The organism is Nonomuraea sp. NPDC049625 (genome assembly GCF_040675285.1).
Lineage (GTDB): Bacteria > Actinomycetota > Actinomycetes > Streptosporangiales > Streptosporangiaceae > Nonomuraea > Nonomuraea angiospora_A.
Map to the genome: position 1 here is coordinate 531,629 of NZ_JBFAOQ010000004.1, position 21,528 is coordinate 553,156.

The 21,528-nt window shown below is 70.7% G+C and carries 19 protein-coding genes; 12 read left to right on the forward strand and 7 right to left on the reverse strand.

The window, feature by feature from the left end; all coding sequences use genetic code 11:
• Positions 1 to 30: 30 nt before the first annotated feature.
• From AB0J87_RS20795 to recO, 3 genes are all read right to left on the reverse strand, one after another.
• A complete protein-coding gene (locus AB0J87_RS20795) occupies positions 31 to 1,656 on the reverse strand; it encodes a polyketide antibiotic transporter (RefSeq protein WP_363967360.1) in 1,626 nt (541 codons plus the stop codon).
• Positions 1,657 to 1,767: 111 nt separating this feature from the next.
• A complete protein-coding gene (locus AB0J87_RS20800; protein ID WP_363967362.1) occupies positions 1,768 to 2,541 on the reverse strand; it encodes an isoprenyl transferase in 774 nt (257 codons plus the stop codon).
• On the reverse strand, positions 2,538 to 3,272 hold the full coding sequence (gene recO, locus AB0J87_RS20805; RefSeq protein ID WP_350725044.1) for a DNA repair protein RecO: 735 nt from the start codon (positions 3,270 to 3,272) through the stop codon (positions 2,538 to 2,540). Before recO ends, AB0J87_RS20800 begins: the two co-directional genes overlap by 4 nt.
• Positions 3,273 to 3,412: 140 nt before the next feature.
• On the opposite strand from recO, the gene AB0J87_RS20810 reads away from it, so the two are divergent.
• Entirely contained in the window at positions 3,413 to 4,924 is a 1,512-nt protein-coding gene (locus tag AB0J87_RS20810) for a CDP-alcohol phosphatidyltransferase family protein (RefSeq protein ID WP_363967364.1), read from the forward strand.
• Positions 4,921 to 5,643 carry a DUF5941 domain-containing protein gene (locus AB0J87_RS20815; RefSeq protein WP_363967366.1) on the forward strand — a complete coding sequence of 241 codons (723 nt, stop codon included), beginning with the start codon at positions 4,921 to 4,923 and terminating at the stop codon, positions 5,641 to 5,643. The genes AB0J87_RS20810 and AB0J87_RS20815 overlap by 4 nt, the downstream gene beginning before the upstream one ends.
• A 279-nt stretch (positions 5,644 to 5,922) precedes the next feature.
• Here AB0J87_RS20815 and AB0J87_RS20820 read toward each other — a convergent pair whose 3' ends face one another.
• Complete coding sequence (locus AB0J87_RS20820) at positions 5,923 to 7,350, reverse strand: helix-turn-helix transcriptional regulator (RefSeq protein WP_363967368.1); 1,428 nt, start codon at positions 7,348 to 7,350, stop codon at positions 5,923 to 5,925.
• 140 nt (positions 7,351 to 7,490) lie between these two features.
• Between AB0J87_RS20820 and AB0J87_RS20825 the strand changes: the two genes are divergently transcribed.
• Genes AB0J87_RS20825 through AB0J87_RS20835 form a run of 3 tightly spaced genes read left to right on the forward strand, consistent with a single transcriptional unit; the run spans position 7,491 to position 10,980 of the window.
• Positions 7,491 to 9,437: a nucleotidyltransferase domain-containing protein gene (locus tag AB0J87_RS20825; RefSeq protein ID WP_363967370.1), complete on the forward strand. Its 1,947-nt coding sequence runs from the start codon at positions 7,491 to 7,493 to the stop codon at positions 9,435 to 9,437.
• Complete coding sequence (locus tag AB0J87_RS20830; RefSeq protein WP_363967371.1) at positions 9,434 to 10,525, forward strand: hypothetical protein; 1,092 nt, start codon at positions 9,434 to 9,436, stop codon at positions 10,523 to 10,525. Before AB0J87_RS20825 ends, AB0J87_RS20830 begins: the two co-directional genes overlap by 4 nt.
• Positions 10,522 to 10,980 (forward strand): NUDIX domain-containing protein, encoded by a 459-nt coding sequence (locus AB0J87_RS20835; RefSeq protein ID WP_363967373.1) that lies wholly within the window; start codon positions 10,522 to 10,524, stop codon positions 10,978 to 10,980. The genes AB0J87_RS20830 and AB0J87_RS20835 overlap by 4 nt, the downstream gene beginning before the upstream one ends.
• Before the next feature lie 341 nt (positions 10,981 to 11,321).
• On the opposite strand, the gene AB0J87_RS20840 is transcribed toward AB0J87_RS20835, so the two are convergent.
• On the reverse strand, positions 11,322 to 11,864 hold the full coding sequence (locus AB0J87_RS20840) for a DUF5753 domain-containing protein (protein ID WP_363967863.1): 543 nt from the start codon (positions 11,862 to 11,864) through the stop codon (positions 11,322 to 11,324).
• On the opposite strand from AB0J87_RS20840, the gene AB0J87_RS20845 reads away from it, so the two are divergent.
• The 4 genes from AB0J87_RS20845 (at position 11,818) to AB0J87_RS20860 (ending at position 15,420) form a co-directional block, all read left to right on the forward strand.
• Positions 11,818 to 12,021: a hypothetical protein gene (locus AB0J87_RS20845; RefSeq protein WP_363967375.1), complete on the forward strand. Its 204-nt coding sequence runs from the start codon at positions 11,818 to 11,820 to the stop codon at positions 12,019 to 12,021. The genes AB0J87_RS20840 and AB0J87_RS20845 overlap by 47 nt on opposite strands.
• A 151-nt stretch (positions 12,022 to 12,172) precedes the next feature.
• Complete coding sequence (locus AB0J87_RS20850; RefSeq protein WP_363967376.1) at positions 12,173 to 13,033, forward strand: hypothetical protein; 861 nt, start codon at positions 12,173 to 12,175, stop codon at positions 13,031 to 13,033.
• Positions 13,030 to 13,923 carry a vWA domain-containing protein gene (locus AB0J87_RS20855; protein WP_363967378.1) on the forward strand — a complete coding sequence of 298 codons (894 nt, stop codon included), beginning with the start codon at positions 13,030 to 13,032 and terminating at the stop codon, positions 13,921 to 13,923. The genes AB0J87_RS20850 and AB0J87_RS20855 overlap by 4 nt, the downstream gene beginning before the upstream one ends.
• A gap of 111 nt (positions 13,924 to 14,034) precedes the next feature.
• A complete protein-coding gene (locus AB0J87_RS20860) occupies positions 14,035 to 15,420 on the forward strand; it encodes a glycoside hydrolase family 16 protein (RefSeq protein ID WP_363967380.1) in 1,386 nt (461 codons plus the stop codon).
• 5 nt (positions 15,421 to 15,425) lie between these two features.
• On the opposite strand, the gene AB0J87_RS20865 is transcribed toward AB0J87_RS20860, so the two are convergent.
• A complete protein-coding gene (locus AB0J87_RS20865) occupies positions 15,426 to 16,412 on the reverse strand; it encodes a 2-oxoglutarate and iron-dependent oxygenase domain-containing protein (RefSeq protein WP_363967382.1) in 987 nt (328 codons plus the stop codon).
• Between the two features lie 77 nt (positions 16,413 to 16,489).
• Here AB0J87_RS20865 and AB0J87_RS20870 point away from each other — a divergent pair, with 77 nt between their 5' ends.
• The gene (locus AB0J87_RS20870) at positions 16,490 to 17,662 is read left to right on the forward strand and encodes a hypothetical protein (protein ID WP_363967384.1); all 1,173 of its coding nucleotides are present in this window, start codon (positions 16,490 to 16,492) and stop codon (positions 17,660 to 17,662) included.
• 21 nt (positions 17,663 to 17,683) lie between these two features.
• Here AB0J87_RS20870 and AB0J87_RS20875 read toward each other — a convergent pair whose 3' ends face one another.
• Positions 17,684 to 20,029 carry a GH1 family beta-glucosidase gene (locus AB0J87_RS20875; protein WP_363967385.1) on the reverse strand — a complete coding sequence of 782 codons (2,346 nt, stop codon included), beginning with the start codon at positions 20,027 to 20,029 and terminating at the stop codon, positions 17,684 to 17,686.
• 91 nt (positions 20,030 to 20,120) lie between these two features.
• Here AB0J87_RS20875 and AB0J87_RS20880 point away from each other — a divergent pair, with 91 nt between their 5' ends.
• Both AB0J87_RS20880 and ddaH read left to right on the forward strand, forming a co-directional pair.
• Entirely contained in the window at positions 20,121 to 20,606 is a 486-nt protein-coding gene (locus AB0J87_RS20880) for an Lrp/AsnC family transcriptional regulator (RefSeq protein WP_350725028.1), read from the forward strand.
• A gap of 123 nt (positions 20,607 to 20,729) precedes the next feature.
• Positions 20,730 to 21,527, forward strand: a complete 798-nt coding sequence (gene ddaH / locus AB0J87_RS20885; RefSeq protein WP_363967387.1) for a dimethylargininase — start codon at positions 20,730 to 20,732, stop codon at positions 21,525 to 21,527.
• Position 21,528: the final 1 nt, after the last annotated feature.

Genomic DNA, 21,528 nt, shown 5'->3' on the forward strand with positions numbered 1-21,528 from the left:
CTTGTCGAATGGGACGACATGCTAGACCAATCACCCGAAGTCGCGGCGGCGAAGAGCCGCGAGGGCGCCGCCGAGGAGCAGCGCCGTGAGGGCCGTCAGCGCGAGGGCGGGACGAACGTCGAAGGAAGTTCCGAGCATCGGGTTGGGGATGTAGTGGAACGGCTCCAGCGGGGTCCCGTGCCACAGCCCGTACAGGGGGCTGACGATCTTGCCGAGCCCGGCGGTCAGGAGCCAGACGATCCAGGAGATCGCCACGCTCGCCCTCGGCACCAGCCCGTACGCGAGCACGCAGACCGCCCCCACGCACCAGGCCGCCGGCACGGCGCTCAGCGCCCCCGCCAGGAAGCGGGGCAGGTCGCGGGCGAGATCGCCGACGAGCAGCGAGTACAGCGTGCCGAACACGAGCCCGGCGACGGCCATCAGCGCCGCCGTGCCGAGCCCGGTCACGACCAGGTGGCCGGCCGCCCAGCGCAGGCGGGTCATCGGGGTGGACTGTACGGTCTCCGCGCGGCCCGAGGTCTCCTCCGAACGCAGCCGCAACGTCATGAGCACCGGGTAGAGCGCGACGGCGTACGCGATGACGAGGATCAGGTACCACGAGTACGCGCCCAGCGCCGTGCCCGTGTCGGACACGCCGAGGAGGCTCGTGATGCTCCGCACCACGATGCTCGGCCGCGAGAGCAGGTCCTGGGCGAGCGGGCTGAGCCCGGCTCCGGCCACGGCGAAGCACGCGACCCCGGCCGCCCACTTGACCAGCAGAGCGCGGTGCAGCCGCCAGGCCAGGCTGATCGGGCCACGCAGCTCCGGCGCCGACTCCCGGCCCAGGCGCTCGGGCAGCAGGCCCTCACCGAGGTCGCGGCGGCCGAGCAGCCGGTACGCGACCGCGCACAGGGCCACGCTGACCAGCACCGACACCCCGAGCAGCCACCACCGCTCGTCCTGGTACGCCCGCACCAGGTGGCTCCAGCCGATCGGCGACAGCGCCTTCAGCCAGTACTGTCCGGTCGCGTCACCGGCGTAACGCATCACGTAGGCGGCGCCGAGCGCGGCCAGGCTGATCGCGGTGGCCGTGCGGGCGCTGCGCGCGAGCTGCGCGGCCACTGCCGCGACGGCGCCGAACACCCAGCCCGCGACCGTGATCGCGGCCCCGTAGGCGACGGTCCCGACGGGCTCGAACCCGAGCCCGACGAGCACGGCCCCGGTCAGCACCCCGCCGGCCAGGCTGATCCCGCTGGCTACCAGCAGGGCGGCGGTCAGCGGCGCGTGGCGGCTCACCATGCCGGAGCGGACCAGCTCGGCCCTCCCCTCGTCCTCCTCCCTGCGCGTGTGGCGGATGACCGACATGAGGGCCGCGAGCGCGCTCGCCACGTACAGGAACCCGCCGCTGCGCCACGTCGCGATCACCTCCAGCCGCGGCTCGATGAGGCCGCCGCCGAGCGCGCGCAGGAAGACGTTCCTGGTGGCGAGTTCGACATAGGTGAGCTTCAGCTCGTACGTGCCCATGGCCCGGTTGACGTAGGACACCAGCGCCAGGGCCAGGGCCACGATCAGGAGGATCCACCAGGGCGCGATGCCCCGCTCGCGGCGCAGCGCCAGGCGGACGAGGTGGCCGGTGCCTGCCAGGGCGCCGGCCCGGCCTTGTCGTGCGTCAGCCATTCGGCATCAGCTCCTACTCACGAGTACAGCCAACTGTTCCGACGAACAGCAGGCTATACCCGCGTATAGGCGACAGCCAGCCCTGGGCCCCGATCGAGAGGTTGGGGCCGGTCAGACCGGGTTGGGGAGCGCCCCGCCGTAGCGCCTGTCGCGCTTCGCGAAGACCTCGCAGGCCTCCCACAGATCCCTGCGGTCGAAGTCGGGCCACAGCCGGTCGAGGAAGACCATCTCGGCGTAGGCCGACTGCCACAGCAGGAAGTTCGAGAAGCGCTGCTCCCCCGACGACCGCACGAACAGATCCACCTCGGGGATCTCCGGCTCGTCCAGGTAACGCGCGAACACCTTCTCGTTGACCTTGGACGGCTTGACCCGCCCGGCCGCGATGTCCTCGGCCAGCCTGACCGCCGCCTCCACGATCTCGGCCTGCCCGCCGTAGTTGACGCAGAACTGCAACGTCAGCTTGCTGTTGCCGACCGTCATCTCCTCGGCCGCCTGCAACTCCGAGATGACGCTCTTCCACAGCCGCCCCGGCTTGCCCGCCCACCGGACGCGCACGCCCATGGCGTTGAGCTCGTCGCGCCGCCGCCGGATCACGTCGCGGTTGAACCCCATGAGGAAGCGGACCTCGTCGGGCGAGCGCCGCCAGTTCTCCGTGGAGAACGCGAACGCGCTCAGATAGGGGATGCCCAGCTCGAGCGCCCCCTCGATGACGTCGAACAGCGAGGATTCGCCCGCTTTGTGCCCCTCGATGCGGGGCAGGCCACGAGACTTGGCCCAGCGGCCGTTGCCGTCCATGATGATCGCGACGTGCTTGGGCACCAGGTCGCGCGGGATCGGCGGGGGCGTCGCGCCCGACGGATGCGGGGTCGGAGGTCGTACGTTCACACAGGCTCCCTTTCGACGTGTCGGAGAGAGCGTATTCCGTGTTCGAGGTGCCATTGCAGATATGCGGCAACGAGCCCGCTGCACTCACTCCGGTGGCGCGACTCCGAGGCGTCGGCGGTGGCCCAGTCGCCACGCAGCAGCGCCGTCATGAGCCCGATCGTCTCCCCGGCGGGCACGGCCGAGCCGGCCGGGCGGCACGCCCCGCACACCACGCCCCCCGCGACGATGGCGAACGCCCTGATCGCCGGTGCCTGGCACTTGGCGCACGCGTCGAGCGCGGGGGCGTATCCGGCCACGGCCAGCGAGCGCAGGAAGTACGCGTCCAGGACCAGCCGGGCCTCGTGGACGCGTTCGGCCAGCGTGCGCAGCCCGCCCACCAGCAGCAGGAACTGCCGCAGCGCCGGCTCCTTCTCCCCGTGCGTCAGCCGGTCGGCGGTCTCCAGCATCGCGCTGCCCGCGGTGTAGCGGGGATAGTCGGCCGCCAGCGTCTCGCCGTAGGGTCTGATCGTCTCTGCCTGCGTGACGACGTCGAGCGTACGGCCGACATGGAGCTGCAGGTCGACATGCGTGAACGGCTCCAGCCTGGCGCCGAAGCGGGACTTCGTGCGGCGCACGCCCCTCGCCACGGCCCTGATCTTGCCGGTGCGCTTCGCCAGGATGGTGACGATGCGGTCGGCCTCACCGAGCTTCTGTGTGCGTAGAACTACGCCTTCGTCACGGTAGAGACTCACTCGGACATCTTACGGCCGCACCGAAGCGACGTTACGGGCATGCTCTGGTGACGCGACTTTACGTCACCCTCACTAGACTTTGACGTCTGTCCCCGGATTACCCGTTGTTCAACCCCCCGCTACCGCCTCGAAAGGGAGTCATGACCCGCGTGGTCCTGCTGGGCGCCTCGCCCGGCCCCGACACCTCTCCGACCGGCCTGAGGCTGGCCGCGCTGCCCGGCACGCCCACCGTGGCCGAGCGCCTGCGCAGCCAGCTCACTTCCCTGGATCCGCGGCTCGCCACGATCGAGTCAGGCGACGTGGCCGCCGCCCTGCGCGCGCTGGCCGACGTCGCGGAGACCGCGACGGAGAACCTCTTCATCATCCCGGAAAACTCTGTCATCCACGACGAGCTGATCTACCAGATCACCAAGGCCAAGCGCGGCGCGCTGGCGCTCGTCGCCAAAGAGCCCCGGCCGGAGGTGACAGAGGAGGAGCCGCAGGAGGACATCGTCCCGATCGACGAGGCAGAGCCCGAGATCGGCCTCGGCCGCCTCGAAGGGCTGCCCATCCGCTCGCGCGTCGGCAAGTCGCGCGTGGTCTCGGTGGGCACCGCGCGCCACGCCGTGACCAGGCCCAACGCCATCCTGCTCGGCCCGCTGCACCTGAGCGCGCGCAACGCGCCCATGCTGGCGCAGACCTGCCGCGAGCTGGCCGCGATGGCCGACACGTTCGGCGAGGACGACGACCTGCTGCAGCTGATCGTGTTCGGCCTGGTGCGCAACGGCGTGTCGGTCGGCATCAGGGGCCGGCGCGACCTGTTCTACCGCCGGGTCACGACCCAGGAAGAGGTCAACGAGGCCGGCACCGAGATGGCCGGCATGAACGAGGACCGGGCCAGGCTCAACAACGCGGTCAAGGGCGCCGACGGCTTCTTCACCACGTACTTCGTCTCCACCTACTCCCGCTTCATCGCCCGCTGGGCGGCACGGCGCGGGCTGACGCCCAACCAGGTGACGCTGATCTCGATCACGCTCGGCGTGGCCGCCGCAGCCTGCTTCGCCACCGGCGACCGGCCGTGGATGGTGCTGGGCGGTGTGCTGATCTACTTCGCGTTCGTGTTCGACTGCGTGGACGGGCAGGTCGCCCGCTACGCACGTAAGTTCGGCGTGCTGGGGGCCTGGCTGGACGCCACGTTCGACCGGTTCAAGGAATATGTGGTCTTCGCCGGGCTCGCCGTCGGCTGGGTCGTCTCGGGCAACAGCGACGACATCTGGATCCTGGCGCTGGCCGCGATCGGCCTGCAGTCCGTACGCCACCTGCTCGACTTCTCCTTCGGCGTCTCCAACCGCCGCAAAGCCCCGTCCCCGCTGCCCACGCTGGCACTGGACGCGCCCGACGACCGCGACCTGCGTCAGGCCCTCACGCGCCGCAAGGTCGAGCGCAGCCAGGGTCTGCGAGGCGTGCTCAAGATGTGGACCAAGGCCGGCAAGTTCCGCGCCGTCCACTGGGCCCGCAAGATGATCGTCTTCCCCATCGGCGAGCGGTTCGCGGCCATCGCGATCACCGCCGCCCTCTTCGACGCCCGGATCACCTTCATCACCCTGGTGATCTGGGGCTCCGTCGCCGCCGCCTACACGCTCACCGGACGCCTCATGAGGTCGCTCGTATGATCACCCAACCGCAGGCCATGGCCACCCCCACGCCGGACCCCGACGAGGAACGCCGTCGCATCCAGACCGCCCGCCTGCTCGCCTACCGTGACGACGGCCCGCTCGCCCACGCCCTCGCCGGCAAGCTCGGCAAGGGCCTGCCGCCCGTGCCCGCCACGCTCGTGGCCCTCCTGGCCGTGCTGGCCTTCCTGGTCACCGGCCTGCTCGACCAGGGCGGCCCGATCCTGCTCCTGCCCGTCGCGACCACGCTGCTGCTCGTGCTGCCGACCACGCCGCGCGACCATCTGGGCCGCTTCGACTGGCTCACCCCGCCGCTGCTGCGCGGCACCGAGTTCCTCGCCGTGATCTCGATCGGCCTGGCCGCGGGCGCGCCCAAGTGGCTGCTGTTCGTGCTCGTCTACGTCGTGGGTTACCACACGTACGACACCGTCTACCGGACCCGGCAGAGCATCTGGCCGCCCGCCTGGGTGTTCCACGCGGGGCTGGGCTGGGAGCTGCGCCTGCTGGTCATCGGCCTGGGCGCCGCGCTCGGCATCCTGACGCCGGTGCTGGCGGTGCTTACGGCGTACCTCTTCGTGCTGTTCGCGGTGGAGAGCGTGACGAGCTGGGTCCGCCTCGACAAGGCCTCCGCCCAGGCGGGCGCCGACGCCGAGCAGGACCTCGAGGCCTCCCCCGAGGACCAGCTCGAACAGGCCACCGGCGAGGCCGACAAGGGCTGACCCCACACGCGGCCCGGCTTGCCGACGCCCGCCCCGAGCACAAAGGGCCTCCCGAGGGAGCGCTTCGCGCTCGGGGCTCAGGCGTTCTTATGGAGGCGCCTTCCGGCGCAACCCCCGCGCCTACGGCGCCATCACGCAGCCCACCCCTTGACCGACGAGGCGGTGGGCCGACTGACGCCCACCAGACCAACCCGCCTCCGGCCACCCGTCGGCCAGGACGCAACACCGCTGAACGGCAACCCGACTGAGACCCCTGCTCCGAGATGGGGTGCGGCAAGGCTACGCACGTACGGCGGCAGTGAGTTGCCGTACTCCAGGCACTCGCGGATGATGCGCGGCGAGGTTGTCAGCAATCGCTCGGATAGACGGTCGATCTCGGACCTCGGCCGGCGCTTCCTTGTGCGCAGTCAGCAACGCGGCGACGGTCTCCTCCGGCTGACCTGCCTGCCACCAGACGCGGGCCATGTCCGTGTGCAGCCGTCCGCGTCGTTCGGGCGTAGGGAACATGCCCGGATGCAGGCCGCGCCCCACGCGTAGCGCTGCGCCTGTGTCCTTCAGTGCGTAGTGGATGTCCACCTCGTACAGGCGGACGAACGCCCGGCCGGCCCCCGGGCGGCCGGCGACGCGTGCGAGACGGTCGGCGGCCCGATGCGCGTCCCCCACCTGGTCCAGCGCACTGGCCCTGTCACCGGCCCAGCTCGCCGTGTATGCCGAGGCGCACACCAGCCGCATGTAGGTGTTGGCCTGCGTCGGCGTGCGCAGCCCGGCTGCGTCGAGCCGGTCTATGGCCCGCTGGATCACGGCGGCGGCTGTCTGATGGCGGCCCTCCGTCCGCAACACCATGCCGAGCGCGCGCGCACTGGCGCCCATCGCCACTGGGTCCTCCGAGCGGTCCGCATACAGCACGGCGCGATCGGCGGTGAGCCGGGCCGTCGCCGGCCTCCCGACCTTGTTCATCGTGTCCGTCGCCAGGTCATAGCAGGAGGCCAGCAGCGCCCAACCGCCAGGCGTACCCGATCGCTCCGCCATGTCCCGTGCCGCAGTGAGCAGGGTCGGCAGTCCTGCCACCAGCGCGGACAGCGCACTCGTGTCGTACTGGCGCCGCGCCACCTGGAGCCGCTGCGTGATCTCCGTTTGATCTGTCGGGGCCTCCGGCTCGAGCGGTACGGCGAGCACGTCATCCACTTTCTGGATCAGCTGGATGGGAATGCTCAGTCCCACCGCGGCCAGTAGTGTGCGTCGCCGCATCGGATCTCCCCCTGTATCGTCTTGCTCACTAACTGTAATTTCCGGCCGCCTGCGGATGCAGTGGCCACACGCCGATATGGCGTGCAGGTCAGGCCGAAGCCCCAGCCGCTCGGGTGGTACTCGATACAGGCGGCACAGTGCCGCGGCGTACTCCGGGCTGGGCGTTGCGGTGCCGTGCTCCCACCGGCACAGCATCGCCGGTGTCGTCGGCGGCTCGGGCAGGCCGGCCGCGCGGTACAGGGCGGCGAGGGCCTCCAGCGCCGTCGGCCGCGACCAGCCGTAGGCCAGCCGGTACGCCTCCAGAGGCCGCAGCTCCGGTACGGCGGTCAGAATCTCCTGCGCGATCTGCTCTGCGGGAGCAGCGCGGCGCTGGCAGTCCAGACGGGTTTCCCGGGCACGGCGCTGCAGCTCTGCCCGTCGTGCTCGGCTCATGGCCATGGCGACCTCCAGCGCGCCCATCCTGTGCAGACCGTAACGCCACGAGGACGGAACGAACATTGCCGCCGAGGCAATGTTCCGGTCAGGGCGGCATTGATGCCTGCCATCGGCTCAGCGGAGTGTGGCGGCACTCAATCACCCAGCAACGGAGGGCCGACACCATGCACGTCCTCAGATCCGGCGCAGCCGTGCCGCTCGGCGCGTACCCAATCGGCCAGTCCGAGCCGACTGGCGGCTTCACCCCCGGCCACCTTGCAGTCGTGGCCCTGAGTGGGCCCGACAACGTCGGCAAGACCACACACGCCCGCCTCCTGCAACACCGGACCGGCGCCCGCAGCCTCGGCCCGCTGGACGACTACGACCGCCGCTGGCAGCACGCCAAACGCAACGGCCTGCCCGATTGGTGGTTCGGCACCGCGCCGATCGAAGAGGTCGCAGACGTGCTGGCCTGCTCCTACCTCGCCCGCTCCGCCGCCGCCCAGAGCGGTCCGCCCGCCCCCCTGATCCTCATCGACCGCGGCATGACCATGCTCGTGGCCTCTGTCGCTGCCACTATCGCCGTCCGCGACCACACGCGCACCGAACTCGCCGCCGAGCGCGCTCACCTCCTGCTCGCCCCTTACGCGTCGGCCATCGCCCACGCCCAGCAAGCCGAGCACGAAATCCTGCTTCTGCACCACGCCGCCCCCCGCGAAGGCGCCCGGATGGCACTGTCACGGGAGCCCGCGATCACCCCCGTCTACCGCCGCTACCAGCACGCCCTCAACGAGCACCTCGCCAAACTCCCCCCGAGCGACGCAATCGTGGCCGGTGAACGCCCCATTCTCGCCGTGCACGCAGACATCTGTGCCACGCTCACCCGCCCGGCCGTCCTGGCACCCACGATCAATGATCGGTGGATCATCGCGCTCGGCGGCCTGTCGGAATGCGGCAAGTCCACCGCAGGCCGCCATCTCCAGCACGAGCACGGCGTCACCCGCCTGAAGATCGGCTACCTGCTCGACCTCGCCGCCGCCCGCCACCGGCTCACCGACATCTACGCCCTCCCCATCGCCGAGCAAGCCGAACTGCTGGCGCAGGAACTCGACGCCTACGCGCACGCCCACCACTACCAGCAGACGTTCAGCATCGAAAGCCTCCACAGCCACGACCTGGCCACCGAACTGCGCAAGCTCCTCGGCGACAGCCTCACCACGGTCTACCTCGACGCCGACCCGACTGTGCGCGCCACGCGCGGCACCCTCGGCCCAGACGACGTTACCGAACGCGACCGCATCAAACGCGCCCGCGGCGCCGACCGCGTCCGCGACATCGCCCAGCACGTGATCGACAACAACCGGTCGGCCACCGAACTCGGGCACGCCCTGGACCGGCTGATACGCGATCGACTCTGGCCACGCCGCTCCCCGCGGGTGGTGCTCCCGGCCGAGCTCGGCCTGCCCGATCACCTCACCGGCTTCCTCGACTACACGGTGGCCGCACTCACCCGGCCAGACGACACAGTCCGCCTGATCGCGATCACCGGCTCTGGTGCCCGCGGAAAGTATCTGGACGGCTGGTCCGACCTGGACGTGCTCATCGTGGCCGACCCGCCGGCACTGCCCGCCATCGGCGCGGCTCTCCGGCAGGCCCGTGGGCGCCTCGCTGGCGTCAAGCTGGGGCTGACCGTGCTCGCTCCCGCTGAATGCCAGGCCGGCGCGCTCACGTCCCGCCTGCTGTACACGCTCGCCCAGATCGCCGACGGCGCGCTCCCCGCGATCTGGGCCGCCCCCGGGTTCACCGTGCCGCATCCGGACGCGGCCACCGTGACGGCGCGCACCTGGCGGGACGGAGCGACGGCGGCTATGGACCTGCGGCGGCTCCTTCTGCGCGAACCCATCGACGTGCGCGCGGTGTACAAGGTGGCCGCGCTGCTGGCGAAGATCGTGCTGCGGTGCGAGGGGGAGCTGCACGCCGCCGACAGCGACGCCCTGGTCGCGTTCGCCAAACTCGCCAGCGACCTGCCCGAGGCCCCATCCGACCCGCGGTTCGGCGCGGCCGAGCAGGTCACCGCGATGGCCGAACAGGTGCTGGCGTGGTGGCTGGCCAGCCTGGAATCGGCAGTATGACCGCGATGATCCAGGACGCGCCCGGCAACTTCCACCACCACGATGACGGCACCTTCCGCAAGAACATGCCGGCGGCGCTGGCCCAAGCTGAGGCGCGCGGCCATGCGGCAGTACGCGGCCATCTTCCGGCCGCCGTCCTTCTCGGCACCACCGTCGACCCCGACGGCCGGCACACCCTGATCTATCAGGACGTGTTCGCCGACGGCCGCTGCACCGCTCTCCTTGCCGACCTCATCACCCGCGCCGACGCCGACCCCCGCCAGGTTCCCGCCGTCACCGCCCTCATGGACGCGGCCTGTGACAGCATCCTGCTGGCTGCCGAGCGCACCGGCGAACCAGCTCCGATCGGCTCGTGCCGCCCCGGCCTGTATGCCGAACGGCTACGCCCAGGCGGACGGCTGGACCGCTGGTACGGTGCGGAGCCCCCGCTGACCGTCGTCACCGGCGAGTCGACCGTCGACATCGACTTCCTCCGCCTGTTCGCCCAGCTCCGCGAGCAACTGGCCCCGGCCACGGTGACAGCTACGGCGCTCACTCAAGGCGACCCGACTGAGCCGAACCTCGCCGCCCCGTTGTGCTGGCTGGACTGCGAACACGCCGGCCGCAATGCCTTGCCCGGAGAGGCGGCCATCCTGTTGTGGTACCTCCTGGCAATGGGCGGCTGGCTCGTGCCGAGGTACAAGCCGCTGACCTACTGGCGGACCGTCCGCACGCCCGGCCCGGCATGGCCCCCAGCGCTGACCCACTTGCGCACCGGACAAGGCCGACTGGAGGTCAGCGGCAACCTGCAGGTGGGCGCGGGACGCCACGCGGCAATCGCCACCCTGACGCGGCGCCTGCACGGCGACCTTGGTGCACTCGTCGCGGCCGGCGACGATCCGCTGAGCGCCCTCCGCCCATGGCTGGTGCTGCGTATCCTGGGCGTCCTGCCTCTCACTGCCATGGCTCAGGCGGACCGGGCGTTCTGTCTGGCGTTACTGGCCCAGGTGCTGTGCGAGCGCATCCTGCTGGAGGGCCTCGCCCGCGTCGAGCCCGGCCCGGTGGCGGTGAACGGCATACAGCCAGCCCGATCGGAAGGACGATCATGAAGACACGCGTTCGGGGCGTTCTCGTCACGCCGGGCAACGGCGTGTTGACCATTAAACGGGTGCGGCCCGCAATGGCGCCGTACTGGGTGCTTCCCGGAGGTGGCGTGGAGGACAGCGATGCCAGCCTGGAGGAGGCGCTGCTGCGGGAGATACGCGAGGAACTGGCGGGCGAGGCGCGTATCCACTCGCTGATCCACGTGATCGACGGTGCAGACGAACGTCAGCTCTTCTTCCTTGCCACCATCGAGTCCTGGGATCCGGCGAAGCGGACAGGCCCGGAGTTTGCCGAGCCGGCCAGAGGCGAGTACCTCGTGCAGGAGGTACCGCTTTCGGCTGCGGGGATCGCGTCGATCGATCTGAAGCCCGAGCAAGTGGCCGAGCTACTGGCCGAACACGGGTCTGGCATGTTCGAGCTCGCCGACCTGCGGCCGGAGTGGCTCCCCTCCGCACGCTGATCCCGTCGTCGTGCGGCGGCACAACGAGCCTTTGCCGGGTTTCCCTGGGCGCCGCCCTACTGGCGCCCGGGGCAGGCATCATGGAGGCATGGCTCTCGACCTGCCTGCCGAACTGTGGACTGCGGAGAATGCGGCCCGCGAGCTCCATCCTGAGATGACTGTCGAGCAGGTGCGCGCGCTCGTCGCCTTGGTCGGCCTCCAGCCGATCGGGAAGCGCCCAGGAGGGTTCCGCACCTTCCCTCTGTCGCGGCCCCACGTGGGCCGATGGCGTGGTCAACCGGCAGGCGCCCTGCTCCTTGTCCGACGCACGCGCCTTGCGCCACTTGGCGTACCTCAGCTCTTCACTGCTCGGCATAGCGCTCCATCACCTCACGAATGATCTGCTCGCTGACGAACGTGGGCTGCGCCACGTGACTGAGCGCGTCCCATCGCTCGCTGATTGCCCGAACCCTCTCTTCTTGTCTGGTCACCTCTCCGGTCTCCGCCGCCTCCAGGTACGCGGCATCGGCGGAGCGCTCCACCTGCGCGAGCACGAATGACCCCAGCAGACCCGCAGTGACGCCTGCCGCCAGAGGCACGATGCGCACCGTGATGCGGGGGTGCGCCGCCATCGACAACAGATGCGCGAGTTGCTCGCTCATGACCTCCGCTCCTCCTATCGGACGGAGCAGGACGGTCTCGTCCAGCAGCACAGAGTGCATCGGCGGAGTCGGCCGGGTAAGGATCTCCTGCCGCTTGAGCCGCGCCCGCACAGCCATGTCCACCTGCTCGGGAATCACTCCTGGCTCGCCCTTGAAGAGGGTCGCGGCGTACCGCTCCGTCTGGAGGAGCCCCGGGATGAGCGCGAGCTGGTATGCCCGGATGGTGTGGGCGGCCGCCTCGATGCCGGGCCAGTCGCGGAACCAATCGGGGCCCCGGGTCGACGTGGATCTCCGGAAGCAGCTCCAGCAGCTCGCCGTTGAACCCGAGGACCCGTTCGACTTCTTCGGTGACGTGCCGGTCCAGCCTGCCGCCTACAGCCCTGCACGGCGCCGACTATAACCGTAGGAGGTCAAGTCTTTACTGTAAGTTAAGAAGCTCTCATTCTCGGGCCACGAGCGATGCGTGTGACGGTGACATCGCCGCCATTCCGGATAGTGGCCGTTTAGCCTGGGGGCAGGGACACGGGTCCAGCTGAAGCCTGGAGACGCGGATGGCGTTCTTGTCGCGGCTGTTCAAGCGGGGCGATCCGCCGGCCGAGCGGGAGGAAGCGCGTCGGCGGGGGATGCGGGACGCCCGGGAGCATCCTTTGGGCGAGTTCACCGATCCGGAGTTCCAGCCCGCCTACGTCACCGAGGTCCGGGCCCTGGCCCGTGAGCAGGTCACCGAGGTCGATCGGCGACTGGCGGCCACCCGTACCGCGATCCTGGGGCGGGCGCTGGGGGCGCGCGAGGTGATCTTGCAGGAGCTGGCCAGGAGTGACACCCACCCGGAGCCGGCCCTCGCCAACGGTCACGTCTCTGACGAAGTCGACGAGCAGCAGCCGGACGCGTTCATCTCGATCGCGGAGGCGAGAGCGCGGCGGGCGGAGGCGCGGCGGCGGGCCGTGGTCGAGGAAGCGAACGTCGGCGTGCAGCGGGCCAGGGCCCGCATCGAGCACCTCACCCAGGAGTGGGAGAGCGCGCTGATCGAACGCGACCACGAGGTGGAGGCGGTGCACGCCAGGGCCGAGCAGCTCATCGCCGCGTACAAGGGCGGGGTACTGGGGGCCCATCCGCGCAGGGAGGAGATCCCGTCCTTATGGAAGGGCGAGGTCATCGCGATGGGCGCCACGGGTGAGACCGTCACGGCGGTCTCCGGGCGGGAGGAGATCGCGCGGATCCTGCGCGAGGTCGAGGACCGCATCGAGGTGTGGCACGCCGAGGTGATGCCCCGCGAGCTGCCGGGAGGGGCGCGCCGCCAGCTCTCGCCGCCGCCGCCCGCCGATCCCGGCGATCCCGGCGTCCCGGAGGACCGCGACGCGAGGGACGCCGGGGACGATCGCGCTTCAGGGAGTGAGCAGGAGGGCACGTGAGGGCCGAGGAGCGTGACGGCGACGACGACGAGGCTCGGGAACGGGGCATCCCGGCGCGCAGGCCGGTGGCGGCACGAGGAGCGCCCGACCCCGTCGCGGCGTCGGAGGCGTGCAGGCCGGAGGCGGTGGCGCGTGAGGTTGGGGCGGCGTCGGAGGCGTGCAGGCCGGAGGCGGTGGCGAGGGCGCGTGGGGTTGGGGCGGTGCTGGGGGTGATCCTGCTGGTGGCCGGCACCGTGGCGGCGTGCGGGACGGAGGCCAAGGCGGTCTGCGGCGTGATCGTGGACTCGACCAGCTACGCCGACCCCGCCACCTCCAGGAACGACGTCACCTCCAAGCTGCCCGCCTTCGCCCAGGGGTGCGACTGGATCGGGTTCGCGGCCGTCACGGGCAGCTCGGAGAGCAGCACCTGCCGCCAGGACCCGGTCTCCATCGCCGCCACCCAGGCCGAGAACCCCAACGACAACCCCGTGGTCGAGGATCGCGTCAGGGCGCACCGGATCACGGAGGTGGTGCCGAGGGCGGTGAAGCTGTTCGACTGCCCGGCGGAGGGCGAGGGCTCCGACGTGCTGGGAGCACTGCGGTACGCGGCCAAGCAGCTCGGCGCGCAGCGGCAGCCGGACAAGCCGCACCGGCTCATCGTGTTCAGCGACCTGATCAACAACCGGGGCGACCTGAACATCAACAAGCTGGACCTGAACGAGGGCGCGCGCAAGCAGAAGATCAAGGAACTGCGGGACGCGCGGCTGCTGCCCGACCTGACCGGGTACTCGGTGGTCGTGCACGGCTTCCTGCGGGAGAAGACGTCGAGCCCCGACCGGTTCCCGCTGCTCGAAGGCTTCTGGAGTGAGGCCTTCGAGGCGTCCGGCGCGAGCACGGTGGATCTGCTCTAGGAGAGCGCGCTCCCTCCGGGTACGCAACGTTGACAGCAGGTAAAGACTGTGTTGACATCGGCCCAGAGAGCGCTCTCTCCCATCAGGCCCCCCACCCCCCATGGAGCAACGATGACAACAGCCCTCCGGCACCGGCGCCGACTGGCGGCGGTGGCCGTGGCGCTCGCGGCGCTCAGCGGCCTGCTCGTCAACGTGGCCGTCAGCGCCTCGGCCGCCGTCCCGCCCACCCCGTCCGGCTGGTCGCTCGTCTGGTCGGACGACTTCGACGGCGCCGCCAACACGCTGCCCTCGTCCACCAACTGGATCGTCGACACGGGGCACGCCTACCCCGGCGGCCCGGCCAACTGGGGCACCGGAGAGATCCAGAACTACACGTCCAGCACCTCCAACCTCAGCCTCGACGGCGGGGGCAACCTCCGCATCACGCCGCAGCGCAGCGGCTCGGGCGAGTGGACCTCGGCGCGCATCGAGACCCGGCGGGCCGACTTCAAGCCCGCCGACGGCCGGATCCTGCGCATCGAGGGGCGCATCCAGATGCCGAACGTGACCGGCGACGCCGCGCTGGGCTACTGGCCGGCGTTCTGGGCGCTCGGGGCGCCGTACCGGGGCAATTACTGGAACTGGCCGGGCATCGGCGAGTTCGACATCATGGAGAACGTCAACGGCATCAACGCCGTCTGGGGCGTGCTCCACTGCGGCGTCAACCCGGGCGGGCCGTGCCAGGAGACGACCGGCCTCGGCGCCAACCGCGCCTGCCCCGGATCGACGTGCCAGGCGGCCTTCCACAGCTACCGCTTCGAGTGGGACCGCAGCGTCAGCCCCAACCAGCTGCGGTGGTACGTGGACGGGCAGCAGTTCCACAGCGTGAGCCAGTCGCAGTTCGACGCGGCGACCTGGTCCAACATGACGGGGCACGCGGGCTACTTCCTGCTGCTCAACGTGGCCATGGGCGGGGCCTTCCCCAACGCGCTCGGCGGCCAGACGCCCACGGCGGCGACCGTGCCGGGGCGGCCGATGCTGGTCGACTACGTGGCGGTGTGGCAGAGCGGCAGCGGCACCCCTCCGACGAACCCGCCCGGCGGCGTGGACGCCCGTTCGACGATCCAGGCCGAGCAGTACCAGGGGCAGTCGGGCACCATCGTCGAGACCACCACGGACACCGGCGGCGGCCAGAACGTCGGGGCGATCGCCAACGGCGACTGGCTCCGGTTCGACGGCGTGAACTTCGGGACGGAGGCCGCCCGCCAGTTCAGGGCCAGGGTGGCGTCCGGGGCCGCGGCCGGGGTGAGCGGGCTGGTGCAGGTCCGGCTGGACAGCCCCACCGCCGCTCCCATCGGGGACTTCGCCCTCGCCAACACGGGCGGGTGGCAGAGCTGGCGTACGGTGCCGGCCAACATCTCGGGCGTGACCGGCACGCACACCGTGTACCTGACCTTCAGCAGCGGTCAGCCCGCGGACTTCGTCAACGTCAACTGGTTCACGTTCTCGACCAGCTGAGGCCCTCAGAGCTTCTCGAAGAGGCGCGGGAAGACCTTGGAGACCTTGGACAGCAGGTACTCGCCGTAGGTGCCGGTGAAGTCGACCTGGCCGTCCCAGCGATGGCCGGGGGCGTACGGCAGCGGCGGTACCTCGCTGTCCCAGCCTGGGTCGAAGAAGAACGGGAAGCTCAGGCGCTCGTTGCCGCTGCGGTTGCGCACCCGGTGCGGGGTCGAGCGGTAGTGGCCGCCGGTGAGCTTGTCGAGCATGTCGCCGATGTTGCAGACGAAGGTGTTCTCCAGGGGCGGGGCCTCGATCCAGCCGCGCGGGGTGCGTACCTGGAGGCCGCCGTTGGCGTCCTGGAGGAGGAGGGTCAGCAGGCCGTAGTCGGTGTGCTCGCCGACGCCCCAGGTGTCGGGGTCGTCCGGCGGGGCGGGCGGATAATGAAATATCCGGAAAAGCACGGTTGGCTGGGCGGTGTAGCCGGAACGGAAGTAGTCCTCGTCCAGGCCGAGGCTCAGGGCGATCCCCGACATGACGGCCTGGGCGAGCGCGGTCATCGAGCCGAGATGGTCGAGCACGGCGTCGCGGAGCTCGGGCACCTGGGCGGGGAACAGGTTCGGGCCGTGCAGCGGCAGCGGGCCCGGCGGCTCCTCGGCGCCGAAGTAGATGCCCTCCTTCAGGTCGGGCCGCCCCGAGGTCAGCTCGCCGCCGACCGGGAAGAAGCCGCGCCAGGCCTTGCCTCCCCGTTCCATGGAGATCTCGGCCTTGACCTCTTCGGGCAGGGCGAAGAAGCGCCTGCTCGCGGCGTCGAGCCGGCGCGGGAGGTCCGGCGGCACGCCGTGGCCGGAGACGTAGAAGAAGCCGCTGTCCCGGCACGCCTCGCCGATCGCCTCCGCCACGGCACGCTTGGCGGGGCCAGCGGCGGCGGCATCGGCAGGATCAGCGGCGGCGGGGGCGGTGGGGTCGGCGGCGAGCAGGGGCGAGACGTCGATCACCGGCAATTCGCTCACACCGTCATTTTGACATCCCCCCGCTCCCGGGACCCGGTGACGCACAATCGAAAGCAGGACCCGCGGTAGGAGGCCTGATGCGCTTCATTCGCCGGAAGCAGGACGACGACGTCGAGCCTGGCCAGGTCACCCGCATCACGCCTGCCGTGGCGTACGACGGCGACCTCTACCACCTGCCCGACTGGGCGCGGCGCCGCCACGAGGAGCGCGAGCTCGGCCGCGGGCACGCGGCCGACGGCCAGATCGACACGCTCACGCTCCAGACCGGCAGCGTGCCGCGCTTCCACGAGCTGGAGGACGAGCGGCTGGCCGAGCTGGCCGAGATCGAGGACCGTACCGAGCAGGAGATCCAGCGGGCCCGCGCCGAGTTCGAGTCGCAGAAGATCGGTCTCGCCGAGTCGCAGCGGGCCTTCGGGGAGGCGCGCAAGGCGCTGGACGACAGCCAGCGCCAGGTCACCGAGCTGGAGCAGCCGAGCCGCCGGCCGGGCGACGGGCGGCCCAGCTCCATCGCGATCTCGGGCAGCCGCTGGCCGGTCGTCCGCCGCTGGCTGCCCGCCGCGCTCCTCCTGCTGCTCCTGCTGATCGTCGAGGTGCCCATCCTCTACCAGGTCATCCTCAACTGGGGCGACAGCGTGGCGATGACCGCGCTGCTCGCCGCCGGTGCCGCTCTGATCATGCTGGTGGCGCCGCACATGTACGGTCGCGCGTTCCGGTCGTGGCAGGAGCACGGCAGCCCGGCGAAGGGGCGGTGGCTGCTGGCCGGGGTGGCGCTCGTCTGGCTCGGCCTCATTGTCGCCGTGGCCGTCCTGCGCCGGGACGCCCTGGTCAAGCCGCTGGTCGTGGACGGCCAGGACATCGGGCCGACCTCTGAGGGGGTCAGCCAGTTGCCCACCATGATCCTGCTCCTGGCCCTCCTGATCGCCACCGCCCTGATCGCCGCCGACCTGGGGCGGCGCATGCACAACCCCAACGACCAGCGGTTACGGGAGCTGCGGGCCAAGCGTGACGCCGAGGCCCGCGCCTGCGCCGCCGCCCAGGCCGCCTACCAGCGGGACGCCGGATACGCCGAGAGCATCGCCCAATACCTTCAGGCGGTGGACCGGCGCAGGGCCGGCCGGCTGCGCCAGCTCGACAGCGGCTTCGACAGCCTGGCCACGGCGTACCTGGGAGGCGTGGTGGAGGGCCTCAAGGACCCGGAGGCGGCCAGCTGGGCCGAACGCATCGTCCTCCACCGCCGCACCCGCTCCTGACTCCCGTACCGGTGCGAGGGCTCAGCTCGACTCCCTGACCACGAGCCGGGTCGGCAGCACGGCGGAGGTGGTGTGGCGGCCCTCCAGCCGCGACAGCAGCAGCCGCGCGACCGCCAGCGCCTGCTCCGCCAGCGGAACCCGCACGGTGGTCAGCCCCGGCGTGGTGGCCGAGGCGGCGTCGATGTCGTCGAAGCCCACGATCGCCAGGTCCTCGGGCACCCGGCGGCCCAGCTCGCGCGCGGCCTGCAGCGCTCCGATGGCGAGCTGGTCGGTGGCGGCGAACACGGCGTCCAGCGCCGGCTCGTCGCCGAGGAGCTGCCGGGCCGCCGCCGCGCCCGAGGCGCGGGTGAGGTCGGCGAGGGCCAGTAACGGCTGCGCGCCCGCCCGCTGCAGCGCCGCCCGGTGCCCGGACAGCCGGTCCTGGACGGCGACCAGGTCCATCGGGCCGCAGATCATGCCGATGCGGCGGCGTCCGCTCGCGAGGAGGTGCTCGGTGGCGGCGGCCGCGCCGCCGGCGTTGTCCACGTCCACGTACGGCACCAGCGAGGCGACGGCCGGCTTGCCGAGGAGCACGATCGGCACGTCCGTACGCGAGAGCCGCTCGGCCAGCGTGTCTCCCCGGTCGGGCGGCAGCAGCACGACGCCGTCCACCAACCGGGCCTCCGCCTGCTGGACGATGCGCCGGTGGCTCTCGGCCGTGTCGGCCAGCATGAGCGTGATCTGCTTGCCGGCGCCCTCCAGCATGCTGGTGACGTACTGCACGACGGCGGCCGTCAGCGCGTCCCCCTGCCTGGGGACGGACAGGACGAGGGCGATGGCGTTGGTCCGCCGGGTGACCAGGCTGCGGGCGGCGGCGTTGGGCACGTAGCCGAGCTCCTTGACGGCCCGCATCACCGCCGTGCGGACCTCGGGGCTCACCGAAGCCTCGCCGTTGACCACGCGCGAGACGGTGGCGCGGGAGACGCCGGAGCGGGCGGCCACGGTCTCCAGGGTGGGCCGCTTGGGCCGGGTCTCGGTGAGGCCGTTGCGCCGGATGACGTCGCGGTACCACAGCGCGCTGTCCTTCGGCCGCCGTTTCTGGGTGGCGAAATCGACGTGCACGAGGCCGAACTTCCGCTGGTAGCCCTCGGTCCATTCGAAGTTGTCGAGCAGGGTCCAGACGAGATATCCGCGAACGCGGGCGCCGTCCTCGACGGCCGACAGCAGGGCCCGCAGATGCTCCTCGACGAAACTGATGCGTTCGACGTCGTGAATGCCGTCGCCGGTCACCACGTCGACGAAGTCGGCGCCGTTCTCGGTGACCATCAGGTCGAGCTCCGGATATTCCGCAGAAAGGCGCCGCAGCACCAGTGAAAGGCAATTGGGCACGATCGGCCAGCCCATCGCGGTGACCGCCGTCGGAATCGTGCAGAACAGCACGCCCTCGCTTCCCGGATAGGCCGAGGCGGCGGGCTCGCTGGGCTGGGCCTGCACCACGGAAGGCGAGTAGTAATTGATGCCGAGCAGGTCGAGGGGCTGGGCGATGATGTCGAGGTCGCCGTCGCGAATGTGGTCGAGGCCGCCGTTGCGCTCGATGATGGGCAGGATCTCGGCGGGGTACGAGCCGCGCAGCATCGGCTCCAGGAACTGCCGGTTGGCCAGGGCGTCGATCCTGGCCACGGACTCGGCGTCCTCCTCCGACAGCTGCCTGCCGAAGTCGCTGACCTGGGCGGGCGTCAGGACAGGCGAGATGTTGAGCACCGTCCCCACCCGGGCCGCCCCGCCTGAGCGCAGGGCCTGCGCGGCCAGCCCGTGCGCGAGCATCATGTAGTGGGCGCTCCTGAACGCCTCGGCGGCCGATTTCCGGCCCGGCGCGTGGCTCCCGTCGCCGTATCCCAGGAAGGCCGCCACCCAGGGCTCGTTCAGCGTGAACCAGGTGTCGACCCGGTCACCGAGCCGGCCGTGCACGGCGGCGGCGTAATCCGCGAAACGGCCGGCGGTGTCGCGGGACGGCCAGCCGCCGAGCTCCTCCACCGCCTGCGGCAGATCCCAGTGATAAAGGGTCGCATAAGGCGTGATGCCGGCCGCGAGAAGCTCGTCGAGCAGCCGGTCGTAAAAGTCGAGGCCGGCCTCGTTCACCTTGCCCGAGGCGTCGGGGAAAATCCGTGGCCAGCTCACCGAGAACCGGTAGGCGGCCATTCCCAGGTCTTTCATCAACCGCACGTCTTCGGGATAACGGTGGTAATGGTCGCAGGCCTCGGCGCGGTCGGCGGAAAAGACGTCCCAGATGGACGGCCCCCGGCCGCCGGCGGACGTGGCGCCCTCGATTTGAAAGGCCGAGGTAGAGACTCCCCACACGAAACCCTCGGGGAAGCTTGCGGTGCTCATTTTGGCGGAACCCTCCGATGACTGTTTGCCCGCTTAGTCTCCCGCGCGCCGCTCGTCGCGCGCCAGCCTGGCCAGGCGGTATACAGAGCGCGTGGAACTGGATCGGCTCGATCGTGACATCATCGCGGCGCTCGTCGAGGACGCCCGCGCGACCTTCGCGGACATCGGACACCAGGTGGGGCTGAGCGCGTCGGCGGTCAAGCGCCGGGTGGACCGGCTGCGCGAGACGGGGGCGATCACCGGGTTCAGCGCGAGGGTGGCGCCGCAGGCGCTCGGCTGGACGACCGAGGCGTACGTGGAGCTGTTCTGCCAGGGCAAGACCAAGCCGTCGGACATCGCGCTGGCCGTGGCGAAGTTCCCCGAGGTGGTGGGGGCGGCCACGATCACGGGCGAGGCGGACGCGCTCCTGCACATCAGGGCCACGGACGTGCGCCACGTGGAGCGGGTGATCGAGCGCATCGCGGCGCAGTCGTTCGTGGTGCGGACCAAGAGCTCCATCGTGCTCTCGCGGCTCGTGGACGCGCCTCCCGGCACCACCGTTCCGGAGCCGCGCAACGGATCGCCCGCCCAGCTCTGAAAGACGCAACAGACCCGCGCGAACACGCAATGCCAAACACTTGGCCTGCATAAACATGCATTCTTAGGCTGTCTCCGTCCCTTCGAAAAGGACATCCACCCATAAACCTCGACGGAGACCTGCATGCCCAAACACTTCCTGATGTGCCGTCCGGACTACTTCACGGTCGAGTACGCGATCAACCCGTGGATGGACCCCGAGGCCGGTGCGGACCGCGACCTGGCGGTCCGGCAGTGGGAGGGCCTGAAGGCGGCGTACGAGGAGCTCGGACACCGGGTCAGCCTGATCGATCCGATCGAGGGGCTGCCCGACATGGTCTTCGCCGCCAACGGCGCGCTGGTCGTGGACGGCCTCGTCTACGGCGCCCGGTTCGCCCACGCCGAGCGCGGCCCCGAAGGCCCCGCCTACCTGCGGTGGTTCACCGAACGCGGCTACCCGGCGCGCGAGCCGCTGCACGTCAACGAGGGCGAGGGCGACTTCCTCACGCTCGACGACGTCATCCTGGCCGGCACCGGCTTCCGCACGGACGTGGTGGCGCACCAGGAGGCGCAGGAGTTCCTGGGCCGCCCGGTGATCTCCCTGACGCTGGTGGACCCGCGCTTCTACCACCTGGACACGGCGCTGTTCCCGCTCGACGGGCGCAACGTCGCGTACTACCCGGAGGCGTTCTCCGAGGGCAGCAAGAAGGTGCTGCGCAAGCTGTTCCCGGACGCGGTGATCGCGACCGCCGAGGACGCCGAGGTGCTCGGTTTGAACGCCGTCAGCGACGGCAGGAACGTCGTCATCAACGCCGAGGCGTCGAACCTGCAGCTGGAGCTCAAGCGACGCGGCTACGAGGTCATCCCCGTCGACCTGTCGGAGCTGCGTAAAGCAGGTGGCGGACCCAAGTGCTGCACACTGGAGATCAGGGGGGAGAACTGAC

Coding starts and splice junctions, on each gene's coding strand:
- AB0J87_RS20795 (WP_363967360.1), bottom strand. CDS start 1,656: ATGGCTGACGCACGACAAGGCCGGGCCGGCGCCCTGGCAGGCACCGGC.
- AB0J87_RS20810 (WP_363967364.1), top strand. CDS start 3,413: ATGACCCGCGTGGTCCTGCTGGGCGCCTCGCCCGGCCCCGACACCTCT.
- AB0J87_RS20815 (WP_363967366.1), top strand. CDS start 4,921: ATGATCACCCAACCGCAGGCCATGGCCACCCCCACGCCGGACCCCGAC.
- AB0J87_RS20820 (WP_363967368.1), bottom strand. CDS start 7,350: ATGGGCGCGCTGGAGGTCGCCATGGCCATGAGCCGAGCACGACGGGCA.
- AB0J87_RS20825 (WP_363967370.1), top strand. CDS start 7,491: ATGCACGTCCTCAGATCCGGCGCAGCCGTGCCGCTCGGCGCGTACCCA.
- AB0J87_RS20830 (WP_363967371.1), top strand. CDS start 9,434: ATGACCGCGATGATCCAGGACGCGCCCGGCAACTTCCACCACCACGAT.
- AB0J87_RS20835 (WP_363967373.1), top strand. CDS start 10,522: ATGAAGACACGCGTTCGGGGCGTTCTCGTCACGCCGGGCAACGGCGTG.
- AB0J87_RS20845 (WP_363967375.1), top strand. CDS start 11,818: ATGAGCGCGAGCTGGTATGCCCGGATGGTGTGGGCGGCCGCCTCGATG.
- AB0J87_RS20850 (WP_363967376.1), top strand. CDS start 12,173: ATGGCGTTCTTGTCGCGGCTGTTCAAGCGGGGCGATCCGCCGGCCGAG.
- AB0J87_RS20860 (WP_363967380.1), top strand. CDS start 14,035: ATGACAACAGCCCTCCGGCACCGGCGCCGACTGGCGGCGGTGGCCGTG.
- AB0J87_RS20870 (WP_363967384.1), top strand. CDS start 16,490: ATGCGCTTCATTCGCCGGAAGCAGGACGACGACGTCGAGCCTGGCCAG.
- AB0J87_RS20875 (WP_363967385.1), bottom strand. CDS start 20,029: ATGAGCACCGCAAGCTTCCCCGAGGGTTTCGTGTGGGGAGTCTCTACC.
- ddaH (WP_363967387.1), top strand. CDS start 20,730: ATGCCCAAACACTTCCTGATGTGCCGTCCGGACTACTTCACGGTCGAG.